The sequence below is a fragment of the Enterobacter cloacae complex sp. SHL018 genome, assembly GCF_049237905.1.
Classification (GTDB): domain Bacteria; phylum Pseudomonadota; class Gammaproteobacteria; order Enterobacterales; family Enterobacteriaceae; genus Enterobacter; species Enterobacter hormaechei_C.
Genome location: NZ_JBMKJE010000002.1, coordinates 490,199 through 505,240, shown reverse-complemented (window position 1 = coordinate 505,240; position 15,042 = coordinate 490,199). Strand labels below are relative to the sequence as shown.

Below are 15,042 nucleotides of genomic sequence, written 5' to 3'. Positions count from 1 at the left end.
CTTACCTGCGAGGCTTTTAATGACAAAACGTCATACGTAACGCCGTATACGACTTATTTCGCGCATGACTGAACGGGCGTGTTGGCACCAAAGTCATTAACGGTCTGAAACCTCACGCTGCCAGTGCCGCCACCGGGGATCTCCACCACCAGGTTATTTTTGGGCGCTACCATGTTATTTGCCAGTTGCGTGCTGCCGACGAAAAACTGAACCAACGAAACGTAATAAGGCGATGGATTGGTAATAGTGACTTTTCCATTGGTGACTGAGCAGGTTAATGTTTTGGGCGCATCAATAGAGAGCGACGGCAATTTTTTCGGCCGGATAAAAAGTTTAATAACGCTCTGGGTGGCAATTTGTAGCGTATTACCGGAAAGCTTATTTTTCTCGACGGAAGGAATGGCTTTGCTGTTCAGATAAAAAACGCTTTCACGATCGACAGGCAGATCGGGGCCCACGTACATAATACGCAGGGTATTCTCTTTTTTAGGATGGATAACAAACAGCGGCGGCGTAATGACAAAATCCGCTGATTTTGCCCCTTCGGCGTTGGACACCCAGCTCTGAATTAAAAAAGTGGTATTCGTTGAAGAGTTAATAATGGCTAATGAAGCCTGCTTATCACCCTGGGGATAAATCACCCGGGTTCCCCCGAGCGCGATACCGCCTGCGCTGGCAGAACCGGCCATCCCCATCGCGAACAGAGCCGTTAGTGCGCCAGCTATCAGACGAGTCAGTTTACAGCGTGATGTAATGATACGCATTGTTCCCTCAGTTTCTCATGTGTCAGGCTTCTTGCCTGTGAGTCAGTTATTGGTAAAAAACGATGAACCAGACCTGCGCGTTCGCGGTACCAGCGTTGACGCTATCTTCGGTGGCGCGATACCTGGCGATATAGCTCAGCCGGTTTTCACCGTCCTGCAAAGGTCTGTACCAGGGGGGTGCGGTGTCTGGCTTTACCAGGTTCCCCATCGCATCGAATAGACCGATACCAATCCCGGTGGCGGCGCCAGGCCCATAGCCCGCGCGAAAAACCTGGGGATCGTTGCCGTCAGACTCGCCGCTAAACAGCACCCCGGCGCGCTGGCTTACGCTGGTGTCGCATGCTTCCAGCGTGATGAAGAAGGGTACCGGTTTGGCCCAGTCACCGGCGGCGATGAACTGGCTATTGCGTACCTGTCCCATATGCACGATTTGATCCTGGGAATCCATGCTGACGGAACAGGCCGCATTGACGACCTGACCCTGAAAGGTCACGCTTCCATCGTCCTTTGCCGCGGCTGGCAATACGGCAAAAAGCGCAGTGCCGGCTATCAGCAGCGCCCGATTTATGGATTGCTGCATTGCGAACTCTCTAACGCTTGCCGGACAACGCTTCTCCGCCCGCAGGCGAAGAAGCGAGATCGGCTAACGAATCAGGAATAAACCATCTGGAACGTTGCGACGGAGGAGACGTTGCCCGGCTCGGCCGCGCCTGTGGCCACGTAATCCACGCTCAGCGGGATGATGTTTTCGCCGTTGATCAGCTTAACGTTGGAGGAGGTATCGCCAATGTTCAGCGCCTGGCCGTCCGGCCCGAACAGTTGCAGCGCAACGTTTTTGGCCGAGCCTGCGCCAGCGGTGTTCGCCAGGCTGCCTTCTACAGCAGGGTCCTGCTGGCCGTTAAAGATCACGGCGGCATTCTGGCTAACGGTGGCGTCGCAATCTTCCAGAACGATTTTAAAATCTTCTTTCTGGTTGGCCTGCATGCCGACCGTTGTCAGCTTGACGGTACGCACCTGGCTCAGGGTAACGGTCTGGTCTACGGAGTCAGCCGCGACGGAACAGGCGGCGTTTACCACCTGGCCGACAAAGTTGACGGTCCCGCCGGAAACGGTAACGGTATCGGCCTGCGCATTAATTGCCATGCCACCAGCCAGCGCGCCGGCAACAGCCATTGCTATAACTTGCTTTTTCATACAAATCCTTTTTAGATAAACATCATGCTGTCAATTGAAATAATATATTCACAATGTCACGTGAATCTTTTTTCGAGGCAGTGGTATAGGATATGTTTTTAGATTAATATATTATTTTTACCCAGGGCGTTGTTACTGGTTTTATATCATCCGCCACTGCGCTGATGAATGAGGGGATTCTACGGATTAAATAATATTATATCAATGTGATAATGGGTTGATGTTTTATTAGTTTTACTAAATATAAAATTAACTCATAATTTATTTGTTTGAATGATATTGCACGCCGTCAGAACCGCATTTCTATTCGCTGGTCGGTTTTATTAATGTCTGCGATGAATGTCATCGTGGTTTTGTTAATAATGCAAGACGTTACGGCTGTCATTATTCGGACATGCGTTGGGAATGCGGTGGTGTTATTATCCGGCTGCTTTTACAATCTGATATTACATAAAGAAATATTTTAAATTTATATGATGAACCGTGTTTGCACTTATGCACATTATTCCTCAGTCTGACTGCATAAAGAAATCCCTGGCGTATCCCAGGGATTTCTTTGCATATCGCCCTGATACTGCTAAAAGGGCAGGAAAAATAAATGTTCAGGCGGATGTTACGGCAATACGTAATGCCGCCAGCGCTTTACGCGCCGCCTTCAGCACTTGCTCACACTGCTCAATGGTAAGCGTCAACGGTGGCTCAATGCGGATGGTTTTCGAGTTGTTAAGCGTTCCCGCCACCAGTACCCGCTGGCGGAACATCTCGCTTGCGAAGCTATAACCGGTTTCGTTATCAACGAACTCAATCGCCATCAGCATCCCTTTCCCGCGCGCATCCTGTACCAGATCCGGATATTCCCGGCCCAACTGACGGAAGCCGTCCAGCAGCATGTCGCCTTTCTGCTCCGCTTGCGCGGGCAGGTTTTGCTCCAGCAGCACGTTGATGGTGGCCAGCGCCGCCGCACAGGCCAGCGGGTTACCGCCAAAGGTGGTGGTATGTAAGAACGGGTTATCGAACAGCACCGAGAAGACCTCCTCAGTGGCGACCGTTGCGCCAATCGGCATCACGCCGCCACCGAGCGCTTTCGCCAGGCACAGAATGTCCGGCTGAACGTTCTCGTGCTCGCAGGCGAACATCTTGCCGGTGCGCCCCATCCCGGTCTGCACTTCGTCGAAGATCAGCAGCGCGCCAAACTCATCGCACAGCTGACGCACGGCGGGCAGATAGCCCTGCGGCGGGAGGATCACGCCGCCTTCACCCTGAATCGGCTCCAGGATCACCGCCGCCACGTCGTCGCCGGTTTTACGGCATTCACTCAGCACGATGCGCATGGCGTTGATGTCGCCAAACGGCACGTGGCGGAAGCCCGGCAGCAGCGGCATAAACGGCTTGCGGAAGGTAGATTTAGCGGTCGCCGACAGAGCGCCCAGGGATTTCCCGTGGAACGCGCCGCTGGTGGCGATAAAGGTAAATTTCCCGCGCGGCGACTGGTACGCTTTGGCGAGTTTAATCGCCGCTTCGACCGATTCGGTGCCGCTGTTGCTGAAGAAGCTGTATTTCAGCTTACCGGGCGTTAAGGCTGCCAGCGTTTTCGCGAGCATGGCGCGAAGCGGATCGAGCAGTTCCTGGCTATGGAGAGGTTGTTTCGCAAGTTGATTCTGTACGGCGGAAACCACAACTGGATTACGGTGCCCCACGTTGAAAATACCAAAACCCCCCAGGCAATCGATAAACTCCTGTCCCTGGGTGTCGACAAGCGTATTCAGACTGCCCGCTTGCCACTCTACGGCTCCGTAATCCCCGCCGGCGGTAACAGATTTGCGATACTCCAGAAAACCTGGATTCACATGCTCCTTAAAGTAATCAATGACCTCACGGTTAAGTTGTTTCATCTCCTCATGATCAAGCGTTCGCTTCTCAATGAGATTCAGTGCGTGCGCGGTACAGGCAAGAGCCGAGGCGCTGGAAGGTAACCTGTTCAAAATATGCTCCCGGGGATCGCGTATCACATGATACTGAGTTAAGTATTGCAGGGATTACGCCACCTCAGATGCCTTAACAAAAATCGGGATAAACGCCAGGTGAAATCAAAGTTGCACAATATTTAATCATGCCATCGCGCGCCGCACGGGATAAGGGATAACGAGCCGGGGATGGGGTGTCGTCAATTGCACTGCTCCAGGGCAGGGAATGCGCCTTAAGTGTGCACCGGGGTATCATGCTTTGTAGGTAGTTTCATGCCGAAAGTATTTTAAATCAATTAATTAGAAAAACGCACGAAAAGTGCGGTTTAACCGAGATTTGCGATCTCAATCATATTTAACAACTAAAGATAAATTTTTTATCGCCGAAAAAACATAAGCCACAAAATTAACATTCAAATAACCTGCAAGGGATGCTCACTATGTCCTCTCCTGACTATGTCACCCAGAATGAATATCCGCTGGACGATGACACCACGCTTATGTCGACCACCGACCTCCACAGCTACATGACCCACACTAACGACACCTTTGTGCAAGTGAGCGGCTTTACGCTCCAGGAGCTGCTCGGGCAACCGCACAACATTGTGCGCCACCCGGATATGCCGAAAGCGGCTTTTGCCGACATGTGGTACACGCTGCAAAAGGGCGAACCCTGGAGCGGGATTGTCAAAAACCGACGTAAAAATGGCGATCACTATTGGGTACGTGCCAATGCGGTACCAATGGTGCGTAACGGCCAGATGACGGGCTATATGTCCATTCGTACCCGCGCCACGCAGGACGAGGTCGCCGCGGTGGAGCCGCTTTATAAGGCGCTCAACGAAGGACGCTGCAAAAAACGCATTCATAAAGGGCTGGTGGTGCGCAAAGGCTGGCTCGGCAAATTACCGGCGATGCCGCTGCGCTGGCGCGTGCGTAGCGTAATGGCGGTACTTTTCGCGGTGATGGCCGCAACGCTGGTTGCCAGTGCCGCGGGCTGGGCTTCGCTGGCGGCGGCAGCCGTGGTGATGCTGCTTGGCACCCTGGTGTTTGAGCAACAGATTGTCCGCCCGGTGGAAAACGTCGCACGGCAGGCGCTCAGGGTCGCTACCGGAGAGCGTAACAGCGTGCAGCATCTTAACCGCAGCGATGAACTGGGGCTGACGCTGCGGGCCGTCGGACAGCTGGGGCTGATGTGCCGCTGGCTGATCAACGACGTCTCCAGCCAGGTGGTGAGCGTGCGCGACGGTAGCGACAGGCTGGCGCAGGGCAATGAAGATCTCAACGACCGCACGCGCCAGACCGTGGCTAACGTGCAGCAGACCGTGGCAACAATGAATCAGATGGCGGCGTCGGTGCAGAGTAACTCTGAGACCGCAGCCGAAGTCGACAAGCTATCGATGGCCGCCAGCAGCGCGGCCACGCAGGGGGGCACCGTGATGCAGACCGTGGTGAAAACCATGGATGACATTGCCGACAGTACCCAGCGCATTGGCTCTATTACCTCGCTTATCAATGACATCGCCTTCCAGACCAATATTCTGGCGCTGAACGCCGCGGTTGAGGCGGCACGCGCAGGCGAGCAGGGTAAAGGCTTTGCGGTGGTGGCGGGCGAAGTGCGTCATCTTGCCAGCCGCAGCGCGAACGCGGCTAACGATATTCGCAAGCTGATCGACGCCAGCGCCAGCAAAGTGCAGTCGGGCGCCGAGCAGGTCCACGCCGCGGGACGTACTATGGATGATATTGTCGAGCAGGTGAAAAACGTCACGCAGCTCATCGCGCAGATCAGTCACGCCACCTCAGAGCAGGCGACAGGCCTGACAGAGCTGACCCGTGCCGTGGCAGAGCTGGACAGCATTACGCAGAAAAATGCTGACCTGGTCGAAGAGAGCGCGCAGATTTCCGCGATGGTTAAGCACCGGGCCGGACGCCTTGAAGATGCGGTTACCGTGCTGCATTAAGAAATGCATGCTTCGATAAAGCCGTTTATTCCTCCTGGGTAAACGGCTTTTTTGTTTTTCAGAATAAGTTATGTTGTTAATGAAATATTAAGTAACTAAAAAAAGCGCCCGGTTTTTAATTGTTACGATCCAGATTCATTGAGAGTGAAAAATAAAAAAACGATCAAAGTCATAAAGTTAGCGTGTTTCCTGTCGATAACAGCGATCGTCTGAGAAATAATCACATCGATGGGGTAAATATGTTCATACATGACGTAAAGATCGGCACGAAATTATTTCTGGCGTTTGGATTATTTATTGTCCTGATGGTCGTCAGCGCAAGCTTGTCTCTGATGAGCCTGAATCGGGCAAACAATGGAATGCAAACCATCCTTACCAGCGACTATCCAACGACGGTAAAAGCGAACCAGTTAATCGACAACTTCCAGGAATTTATAAGCACGCAGCAGCTCATGCTGCTGGACGAACAGGGGACGTACACGGCGCAATCAGAGCAGCGTCTGAAGGCGATCAGCGAGCACATCTCCGCAATCCTGAGCGAGCTGGACAACGCTCTCAAGGATAAAAAATCCCAACAGGTGCTGGCCGATATCCACGGCGTACGCCAGCAATATCTTGACTCGCGCTACCGCATTTTGCAGGCCGTGCAGAATAACGACCGTGCGGGCGCGATAAACGAAATGATGACCAACACCCTGAATCTGCAACAGTCCTACAAAGCGAAAGTGCAGGCGCTGATTGCGATCCAGGACCATGAAATGCAGAGTGCGGGCGAGCAGGTGGAAGGCGATTTCCGCACCAATCGTCTCCTGCTGGTCCTGATTACGCTTTTCAGCGTCGCGGCAGCCAGCCTGACTGGCTGGTTCATTGTGCGATCCATTACCCGACCGCTGAACGACGCGGTGAATTTTGCGGAGGCCATTGCCGATGGCGATCTCACCGGCAGCATTACCTCGCACGGTAAAGATGAAACCGGACTGCTACTCACCGCACTGATGGAGATGAAAACGCGCCTGCTGGAGATTGTGCAGCAGGTGCAAACCGGATCGGAAAACATCTCCAGCGCCGCCGCGCAAATTGTCGCGGGCAACCAGGATCTGGCTGCCCGCACGGAGGAGCAGGCCAGTTCCGTTGAACAAACAGCTGCGTCGATGGAGCAGATCACCGCTACGGTGAAGAACACCGCGTCCCACACCGGAGAAGCGACGAACCTGTCTGCCGATGCGGCTGCCGTGGTCAAAAACAACGGCGAGATGATGAAGCAGGTCACCAGCAAGATGCGCCTGATTAACGAAACATCGAACAGGATGTCCGACATTATCGACCTGATCGACGCCATTGCCTTCCAGACTAATATTCTGGCGCTGAATGCGGCGGTCGAAGCGGCGCGCGCGGGTGAGCATGGTCGTGGCTTTGCGGTGGTGGCGGGCGAGGTACGCCAGCTCGCGCAGAAAAGTGCAACATCTGCGAGTGAGATCCGCCAGCTGATTGAAAGCTCCACAAGCCAGACGCAGGACGGCATGAACCTTGTGGAGAAGGCCAGCGGGCTTATCAACGGCATGGTCGGCAACGTAGAGGAGATGGACGTAATCCTGCGTGAGATTCGCCAGGCCAGCCACGAACAGACGGAAGGCATCTCGCAGATCAACAGCGCGATTGGCCTGATAGACGCCACCACCCAGCAGAACTCCGCGCTGGTGGAGGAGTCCGTTGCGGCGGCGGCATCCCTTAACGAACAGGCCATGCACCTGAAAGAGCTGGTCCGCGTGTTCCGCGTGAGCGACGGCGTGCTGGCTTAATCCAGCTGGGAGATCTCCAGCGCCGCGCGGTCAATCACGCCGATAATCTGTTTCAACTGCGCGTCGCTGAGCTCTCCCTGATTAACCTTCAGATCCAGTACCGCTTTGAAGTTATCCAGCGCCCGCTTCATCTGCGGGTTTTTGCGCAGCTGGAAACCGACGGAGCGCGCCTTGATACGCGTCTGGATCTGCTCCAGCTGTTCCCGGTTGTCATCCAGCCACTGTTCTCCGGCGGCGTTAATCGCAATCCGCTTACGGCCGTTCTCTTCTTCGGTAATGGTGATAAGCGCCTGATCCTGCAAGTAATCCAGCGTCGGATAGATCACGCCAGGGCTTGGCGTGTAATGTCCCTGCGTCAGGTTTTCGATCTCTTTGATCAGTTCGTAACCATGGCTCGCGTTGCGGGTCAGGATATCCAGGATCACCAGCCGCAAATCGCCATGACCAAAAAATCGTGGCCGGCGTCCGCCGCCGTCGTGTTCGTGTCGCATGTTTTTCCCTCAATTTGATATATCTAAACTATATCTAAGATATATTCAGATGCAATCTAAAAAATCTTGATTTCTTAGTTAATAGCAATCATTATCATTAAGAATTCATTCCGATATATCGTATTCACCTGAGAAGGGCATCAACATGGCATCTACCCGTTACCCTCAACGTGTCCGCAATGACCTGCGTTTTCGTGAGCTGAACGTGCTGCGCACTGAGCGAGTCAGCGCAGGATTTCAGCGCATTGTGCTAGGCGGCGAGGCGCTGGAGGGCTTTAGCTCTCGCGGCTTTGACGACCATACCAAAGTCTTTTTCCCGGCACCGGGCACCACTTTCGTGCCGCCTGTGGTGACCGATGAAGGCATCGACTGGGGCGACGGCGTGCGTCCGCAGGCGCGTGACTATACCCCGCTGTACGATGACGAAAAACATGAGCTGGCGCTCGATTTCTTCGTTCATGATGGCGGCATTGCCAGCAACTGGGCGGTGGAGGCTAAGGTGGGCGACAAGCTGACCATCGGCGGGCCGCGCGGTTCGCTGGTGGTGCCGGAAGATTACGCCTGGCAGCTGTACGTGTGCGACGAGTCGGGGATGCCCGCGCTGCGCCGCCGTTTAGAAGGCATCGCAAAACTGCCTGTTCGCCCGGCGATCCACGCCATTGTCACCGTGGGCGATGCGGCGTATGAGGACTATCTGGCGCACCTGAGCGGGTTCAACATCACCTGGGTTATCGGCCACAACGAGCAGGCGGTGGCCGACCATCTTGCCGCGCTGGCTGTGCCGGAAGAGGATTACTTTATCTGGCTGACCGGGGAGGGGAAGGTGGTGAAACGCCTGAGCCGTCAGTTTGAAAACGACGCAATTGACCCGCAGCTGGTGCGTGCCAGCGCGTACTGGCACGCCAAATAATCAGGCAGCGGGATCCAGCTGCGCTTCGCTCACCTGATGTTCGAGCGAGGCGCATACCTCTTTCAGCGCTTTCTCCTGCTGGGCAAAGTAGGCTTCCATATTGCTGAGCGACGAGACGAGCAGCCAGGACTCTTCCTTCTCCAGCTCTGCCAGCTCGTTCACCAGGGTGTCGATTTGCTCACGCACCTGCGCCATCTTTTTACGAATACGTTCCAGGTCGTTCAGCCTGTCGCTTGCCATCATCGGTTCGAATCCTTGTTGCAGACGGGCGACCAGCGAGCGAATGGCCTTCACGTCGCCGCGTTGTTTGGCCTGGTTGAGTTGCACCATCATCCTGTTGGCTTCCTCTTTTAAATCATCGGCAACCAGATCCGGGTGGCATAGCTTGCTCGCCTGACGCCAGAGCCGCTTCAGCTCGTTCCGATCCTCTTCAGAGAGATCCTTGCCTTTACGCAGGCGAACTTCGGCATCATGATGCTGTTCGCGATACTTCTTGTACTCTTCGTTGGCCTCATCGCGCGCCTGACGTGCCGGCTCTTCTTCACGCGTTAAACCGGTCTCCAGCTCCATTGCTTCGGCCAGCAGGTTGGCAATCAGATTGCTTTGCTGCTGAAGATGTTTGCGCGCCTCTGCCGCCTGAACGGAATCCGCAGGCAGATCTCGCCAGCGCCGGGTGAGCGTTGTCAGAACCTCTACGGCCTGCGCCATATAGTCCTGGCAGCGGCGGTAATCCTCTTCCCGACGACGCGTCTCCGCCTGCTGACGACGCAGGTTAAGCTCCGCCAGCGTTTTACGCAGGGCGAGGATCTGCTGCATCAACGGCCCGAGGCGGGAGAAATAGAGATCGTTGAACTCATCTAGCTGCTGTACCCGGGCGTTACGGCGATCAATCAGATCGCGCAGACGCTCTTCCAGGGCTTTCAGCTCCAGCTTGCTGGCCGCCAGCTGTGGGTCACGCCACGGGGTAACGGCGCGCTGGCTTTGCAGCCAGGCGGTGATAGCGCGAAGGGCTGCGGTATAATTTTTCTGCTCAAGCGCCGCGACGATGGACAGGAGTTCATCGTCAAAGGCTTCCTCTTTGAGACGTTTCAGCTGGCTCCGGATGATGTCGTCATCTTCCAGCTCAATGGCATTTTTAATGATTTCTAGCCGTTTGATCGGTGTGCTCATGATGCCTTTCGCTCTGGAGCTTAAGTATTTGAGTTAAGGTTAGTTGTTGTAAAAGCTACAGGAAATAATACACACGGATGATGATCGGCGCGATGGGGGATTTCTTTAGTTTTTAGGGTTTGTGAGGGGAAGCGGCAGGCCGGGCTACGTGTGGTGGATTACTTACAAAAAAGCCACTCAATCGAGTGGCTTAACTGGATGATTATAAAGCTAAAATTTGGTGGCCCCTGCTGGACTTGAACCAGCGACCAAGCGATTATGAGTCGCCTGCTCTAACCACTGAGCTAAGGGGCCGTGGCGGTGAATTATAAAGTAACTCCCCTCAGCAATCCAGCCATTCACACCTGCCTGCTGTTTTTATAAACAACGCATAATCAATCCTTTATACTTATCTTAAGATGCATAGACAGGAGTAGAGATGATCAACGATATTCTGGCCCCTGGCCTGCGGGTGGTGTTCTGCGGTATCAATCCGGGTAAGTCATCGGCGCACACCGGTTTTCACTTTGCTCATCCGGGAAATCGCTTCTGGAAGGTGATCCACCAGGCCGGATTTACCGACAAACAGCTTAAGCCGGAAGAAGAGCAGCAGCTGCTGGATACGCGCTGTGGCATCACCATGCTGGTCGAGCGACCCACGGTGCAGGCGAGCGAAGTGAATCTGCATGAGCTGCGCGCTGGCGGACGTGAGCTGATCGCGAAAATTGAAGACTATCAGCCCGCGGCGCTGGCGATCCTCGGCAAGCAGGCCTACGAGCAGGCGTTCAGCCAGCGCGGCGCCAGCTGGGGTAAGCAGAACATTACCATTGGCGTAACGCAGGTGTGGGTGCTGCCGAACCCGAGTGGGCTGAACAGGGCGACGCTGGACAAGCTGGTGGAGGCGTATCGGGAACTGGATGAGGCGCTGGTGGTGAGGGGGCTTTAGCTCCTCTGCGGTTTGATGCCCTCATCCTGACCCTCTCCCACAGGTAGAGGGAATAAACAAAAAAAGCTCCCGATTGGGAGCTTTTTCATTTCAGGACCGATTAATCGTCCAGGAAGCTACGCAGCACTTCAGAGCGGCTCGGATGGCGCAGCTTACGCAGCGCCTTCGCTTCGATCTGACGGATACGTTCGCGGGTAACGTCAAACTGTTTACCCACTTCTTCCAGCGTGTGGTCGGTGTTCATGTCGATACCGAAACGCATACGCAGCACTTTGGCTTCACGGGCGGTCAGGCCAGCCAGCACGTCGTGCGTAGCGGCACGCAGGCTCTCGGTGGTGGCAGAGTCCAGCGGCAGCTCGAGGGTGGTATCCTCGATGAAATCACCCAGATGCGAATCTTCATCATCACCGATTGGCGTTTCCATGGAGATTGGCTCTTTAGCGATTTTCAGCACTTTACGGATCTTGTCTTCCGGCATCAACATGCGTTCAGCCAGCTCTTCCGGCGTCGGCTCGCGGCCCATCTCCTGCAACATCTGGCGAGAGATACGGTTGAGTTTGTTGATGGTCTCAATCATATGCACCGGAATACGGATGGTGCGCGCCTGGTCTGCGATAGAGCGGGTGATCGCCTGACGGATCCACCAGGTAGCATAGGTGGAGAACTTGTAACCACGACGGTATTCAAACTTATCTACCGCTTTCATTAGACCGATGTTGCCTTCCTGAATCAGATCCAGGAATTGCAGGCCACGATTGGTGTATTTCTTGGCGATAGAGATAACCAGACGTAAGTTCGCTTCAACCATCTCTTTCTTAGCACGGCGGGCTTTCGCTTCACCGATGGACATACGACGGTTGATGTCTTTCACCTGCTCGATGGTCAGGCCGGTCTCTTCTTCAATCTGATGCAGTTTTTGCAGGCCGCGCTGTACGTCTTCTTTCACGTCGTGCAGCTTTTCAGACCACGGCTTGTTCATCGCGATAGCGGCGTTGAACCAGGTTTCGCTGGTTTCATTGCCGGTGAAGAGGGTAATGAAGTTCTTCTTCGGCATTTTGCACTGTTCAACGCACAGCTTCATGATGATACGTTCCTGGGTACGTACGCGATCCATCATCACGCGCATGCTGTTCACCAGGTAGTCGAACTGTTTTGGCACCAGGCGGAACTGTTTGAACACTTCAGACAGCTTCAGGATCTCTTCCTGAGCGGCGGCATGGCTGCGGCCTTTCGCTTTGATGGTGTCACGCGTCACTTCGTACTGGGTACGCAGCTCGGCAAACTTCTCACGCGCCAGTTCAGGGTCGATGCTGTTGTCATCGTCGCTGCTGTCGTCCTCTTCTTCTTCATCTTCGTCTTCGTCGTCATCCATCTCTTCCTGAGACAGCTCAGAACCGACGTGAGTGGCGGTTGGCGCCATATCTTCTTCAGCGTTCGGGTCGACAAAGCCAGTGATCAGATCGGACAGACGCGCTTCTTCCGCTTCGACGCGATCGTACTGCTCCAGCAGATAGGTAATCGCTTCCGGGTATTCGGCAACAGAGCACTGAACCTGGTTGATCCCGTCTTCGATGCGTTTTGCGATGTCAATTTCGCCTTCGCGGGTCAACAGTTCAACGGTACCCATTTCGCGCATGTACATGCGGACCGGGTCAGTGGTACGCCCGATTTCAGATTCCACGCTGGACAGGACCTGTGCAGCAGCTTCTTCCGCATCTTCGTCAGTGTTGTTGGAGGTTTCAGCCAGCAACAGATCATCGGCATCCGGTGCTTCTTCCATCACCTGAATGCCCATGTCATTGATCATTTGGATGATATCTTCGATCTGATCTGAATCGACGATATCTTCCGGCAGATGGTCATTGACCTCGGCATAGGTCAGATAGCCTTGCTCCTTACCGCGTTGGACAAGAAGTTTCAGCTGTGACTGCGGGTTTTGCTCCATAAGACGGTATCCACACTTAATTCGTTTGATTGGTGTCGGCGATGGGCTGCCAACCTTTAAAGCGAGGGCGTACTTATATTTTTGCCGCTGCCTCTCAGTGCGGCTGCCGGGGGCTTCCCGATCGATATTCGGCACTTAAGCCGTTAAATTTTTTATTTCTTCGCCAGTTCCTGGTTAATCATCCAGAGCTCCCGGCGTTCTTCGCTGCTCAGGCCATGGGTGCGCTCGCGAGCTATCAACTCTTCCTGGCGCAACTCAAGCATCGAATCAAACATATGGTTGAGCGAGTCGGTGAACGTTTTTTCTGCGATATCCTTATCTGCTATATCGTCCCACATCGACAGTTTTTCAAGGGTAGCGGCCTCTTTTGTGCCGCGATAATGCTCTAAAAGTTGTCCGGTGGTCAGACCTGGCTGAGACAAACAAGTGTTGACCAATTCTGAAAATAAGCCAAGCCCGGGCAATTTTTCGTGGTTCAAACCCGCCAGCGACGGCACTTGCGGAGCAAGTTCGGGGTTTTGCACCAGCAACCCTATCAGTATACGCATGGTTGTGCGTTTTAGCTGAGGCGCGGGGCGTACCGTGCCGTTTTCAGCCTGTTTCGGCATTAAACGTTCAAGCTGGCTGTCATCCAGAATGCCGAGCTTGTTGCCTAACTCCTGACGCAGATAGATGCGCAGCGTTTCGCCGGGCACCTGGCTGATTAACGGCAGCGCCAGCGTGCTGAGTTGCGCGCGCCCGTCAGGGGTACTCAAATCAACCTGCGGCATCAGGCTGTTAAACAGAAACGTGGAGAGCGGCTGTGCCTGCTCCATCCGCGCTTCAAACGCCGCTTTACCCTCTTTACGCACCAGCGTATCCGGGTCTTCACCGTCGGGCAGGAACATAAAGCGTAGCTGACGCCCGTCGGTCATATACGGCAACGCGGTTTCCAGCGCTCGCCAGGCGGCGTCGCGTCCTGCGCGGTCACCGTCGTAACAGCAAATCACGTTGTTGGTGACGCGGAACAGCAGCTGGATATGGTCCGCCGTGGTGGACGTTCCCAGCGACGCAACGGCATAATTAATGTCGTACTGCGCCAGCGCAACAACATCCATATAGCCTTCGACGACCAGAAGACGCGGAGGTTCCGCATTATCCTGCTGTGCCTCATAAAGACCGTAAAGCTGGCGGCCCTTATGGAAAATATCGGTTTCCGGGGAGTTAAGGTATTTCGGCAGGGCATCACCCAGCACGCGACCACCAAAACCTATCACCCGGCCACGCTTGTCGCGGATCGGGAACATCACCCGTTCACGGAAGCGGTCGTAGCTTCGTCCCTGGTCGTTGGTGACCAGCATGCCTGCGTCGATGAGGGATTTACGATCTTCGCTATTGCCGCCAAAACGCTTTAACACGTTGTCCCAGCCGGGCGGGGCGTAACCAATAGCGAAACGCGCAATCACATCGTCACTCAGTCCGCGCTTGTTCAGATACTGACGCGCAGGCTCAGCCGCAGAGTGCTTAAGAGACTGTTGGTAAAACGAATTCAGGCCATCCATCAGTTGGTACAGCGTTTGCCGCTGATGGCGCTCGATCTGACTTGGCCCACTGCCTGCTTCATACGGCACTTCAAGGTTATGCATCGCCGCCAGCTCTTCGACGGTTTCAACGAACTCGAGCTTGTCGTAGTTCATCAAAAAATCGACGGCATTACCGTGTGCGCCACAGCCGAAGCAATGGTAGAACTGTTTTTCACCGTTTACGGTGAAAGAGGGGGTTTTTTCGTTATGGAACGGACAGCACGCATGGTAGTTCTTGCCCTGCTTTTTTAGCTTCACCCGCGCGTCGATGAGATCGACGATGTCGGTTCTGGCAAGCAGGTCATTGATGAAAACGCGTGGGATTCTTCCGGCCATATGCCCCAAAAATTTAAGCGA

The 15,042-nt window shown here is 54.4% G+C and carries 12 protein-coding genes and 1 tRNA gene; 4 read left to right on the top strand and 9 right to left on the bottom strand.

Annotation, left to right across the window (positions count from 1 at the left end; genetic code table 11):
• Nucleotides 1-53: 53 nt before the first annotated feature.
• From ACOTY5_RS12225 to ygjG, 4 genes are all read right to left on the bottom strand, one after another.
• Nucleotides 54-764 carry a fimbria/pilus periplasmic chaperone gene (locus tag ACOTY5_RS12225; RefSeq protein WP_023295470.1) on the bottom strand — a complete coding sequence of 237 codons (711 nt, stop codon included), beginning with the start codon at nucleotides 762-764 and terminating at the stop codon, nucleotides 54-56.
• A gap of 46 nt (nucleotides 765-810) precedes the next feature.
• Complete coding sequence (locus tag ACOTY5_RS12220) at nucleotides 811-1,344, bottom strand: fimbrial protein (protein WP_017382406.1); 534 nt, start codon at nucleotides 1,342-1,344, stop codon at nucleotides 811-813.
• Between the two features lie 71 nt (nucleotides 1,345-1,415).
• Nucleotides 1,416-1,958, bottom strand: coding sequence for a fimbrial protein BcfA (locus tag ACOTY5_RS12215; protein WP_017382405.1), 543 nt, complete (start codon nucleotides 1,956-1,958; stop codon nucleotides 1,416-1,418).
• 602 nt (nucleotides 1,959-2,560) lie between these two features.
• Entirely contained in the window at nucleotides 2,561-3,940 is a 1,380-nt protein-coding gene (gene ygjG, locus ACOTY5_RS12210) for a putrescine aminotransferase (protein WP_020480128.1), read from the bottom strand.
• 422 nt (nucleotides 3,941-4,362) lie between these two features.
• On the opposite strand from ygjG, the gene ACOTY5_RS12205 reads away from it, so the two are divergent.
• Entirely contained in the window at nucleotides 4,363-5,883 is a 1,521-nt protein-coding gene (locus tag ACOTY5_RS12205; protein WP_032649597.1) for a methyl-accepting chemotaxis protein, read from the top strand.
• A 239-nt stretch (nucleotides 5,884-6,122) separates the two neighbouring features.
• A complete protein-coding gene (locus ACOTY5_RS12200; RefSeq protein ID WP_045141804.1) occupies nucleotides 6,123-7,682 on the top strand; it encodes a methyl-accepting chemotaxis protein in 1,560 nt (519 codons plus the stop codon).
• Here the strand turns inward: ACOTY5_RS12200 and ACOTY5_RS12195 are convergent.
• A complete protein-coding gene (locus ACOTY5_RS12195; protein WP_015571917.1) occupies nucleotides 7,679-8,173 on the bottom strand; it encodes a PadR family transcriptional regulator in 495 nt (164 codons plus the stop codon). The genes ACOTY5_RS12200 and ACOTY5_RS12195 overlap by 4 nt on opposite strands.
• Nucleotides 8,174-8,318: 145 nt before the next feature.
• Between ACOTY5_RS12195 and ACOTY5_RS12190 the strand changes: the two genes are divergently transcribed.
• Nucleotides 8,319-9,083, top strand: coding sequence for a siderophore-interacting protein (locus ACOTY5_RS12190; RefSeq protein ID WP_045141805.1), 765 nt, complete (start codon nucleotides 8,319-8,321; stop codon nucleotides 9,081-9,083).
• On the opposite strand, the gene ACOTY5_RS12185 is transcribed toward ACOTY5_RS12190, so the two are convergent.
• Nucleotides 9,084-10,253, bottom strand: coding sequence for a molecular chaperone DnaJ (locus ACOTY5_RS12185; protein WP_015571915.1), 1,170 nt, complete (start codon nucleotides 10,251-10,253; stop codon nucleotides 9,084-9,086).
• Nucleotides 10,254-10,471: 218 nt separating this feature from the next.
• Nucleotides 10,472-10,547: transfer RNA gene (locus tag ACOTY5_RS12180), tRNA-Ile, on the bottom strand.
• Nucleotides 10,548-10,671: 124 nt separating this feature from the next.
• On the opposite strand from ACOTY5_RS12180, the gene mug reads away from it, so the two are divergent.
• The gene (gene mug / locus ACOTY5_RS12175) at nucleotides 10,672-11,178 is read left to right on the top strand and encodes a G/U mismatch-specific DNA glycosylase (RefSeq protein WP_017384024.1); all 507 of its coding nucleotides are present in this window, start codon (nucleotides 10,672-10,674) and stop codon (nucleotides 11,176-11,178) included.
• Nucleotides 11,179-11,278: 100 nt separating this feature from the next.
• Here the strand turns inward: mug and rpoD are convergent, their stop codons facing one another.
• Both rpoD and dnaG read right to left on the bottom strand, forming a co-directional pair.
• On the bottom strand, nucleotides 11,279-13,123 hold the full coding sequence (gene rpoD, locus ACOTY5_RS12170; protein WP_015571912.1) for an RNA polymerase sigma factor RpoD: 1,845 nt from the start codon (nucleotides 13,121-13,123) through the stop codon (nucleotides 11,279-11,281).
• 152 nt (nucleotides 13,124-13,275) lie between these two features.
• On the bottom strand, nucleotides 13,276-15,021 hold the full coding sequence (dnaG, locus tag ACOTY5_RS12165) for a DNA primase (RefSeq protein ID WP_003862574.1): 1,746 nt from the start codon (nucleotides 15,019-15,021) through the stop codon (nucleotides 13,276-13,278).
• Nucleotides 15,022-15,042 lie beyond the last annotated feature (21 nt).

Bases quoted from the DNA above. Each gene is read 5' to 3' on its own strand.
- ACOTY5_RS12225 (WP_023295470.1), bottom strand. From the start codon at position 764: ATGCGTATCATTACATCACGCTGTAAACTGACTCGTCTGATAGCTGGC.
- ACOTY5_RS12220 (WP_017382406.1), bottom strand. From the start codon at position 1,344: ATGCAGCAATCCATAAATCGGGCGCTGCTGATAGCCGGCACTGCGCTT.
- ACOTY5_RS12215 (WP_017382405.1), bottom strand. From the start codon at position 1,958: ATGAAAAAGCAAGTTATAGCAATGGCTGTTGCCGGCGCGCTGGCTGGT.
- ACOTY5_RS12205 (WP_032649597.1), top strand. From the start codon at position 4,363: ATGTCCTCTCCTGACTATGTCACCCAGAATGAATATCCGCTGGACGAT.
- ACOTY5_RS12200 (WP_045141804.1), top strand. From the start codon at position 6,123: ATGTTCATACATGACGTAAAGATCGGCACGAAATTATTTCTGGCGTTT.
- ACOTY5_RS12195 (WP_015571917.1), bottom strand. From the start codon at position 8,173: ATGCGACACGAACACGACGGCGGCGGACGCCGGCCACGATTTTTTGGT.
- ACOTY5_RS12190 (WP_045141805.1), top strand. From the start codon at position 8,319: ATGGCATCTACCCGTTACCCTCAACGTGTCCGCAATGACCTGCGTTTT.
- ACOTY5_RS12185 (WP_015571915.1), bottom strand. From the start codon at position 10,253: ATGAGCACACCGATCAAACGGCTAGAAATCATTAAAAATGCCATTGAG.
- mug (WP_017384024.1), top strand. From the start codon at position 10,672: ATGATCAACGATATTCTGGCCCCTGGCCTGCGGGTGGTGTTCTGCGGT.
- rpoD (WP_015571912.1), bottom strand. From the start codon at position 13,123: ATGGAGCAAAACCCGCAGTCACAGCTGAAACTTCTTGTCCAACGCGGT.
- dnaG (WP_003862574.1), bottom strand. From the start codon at position 15,021: ATGGCCGGAAGAATCCCACGCGTTTTCATCAATGACCTGCTTGCCAGA.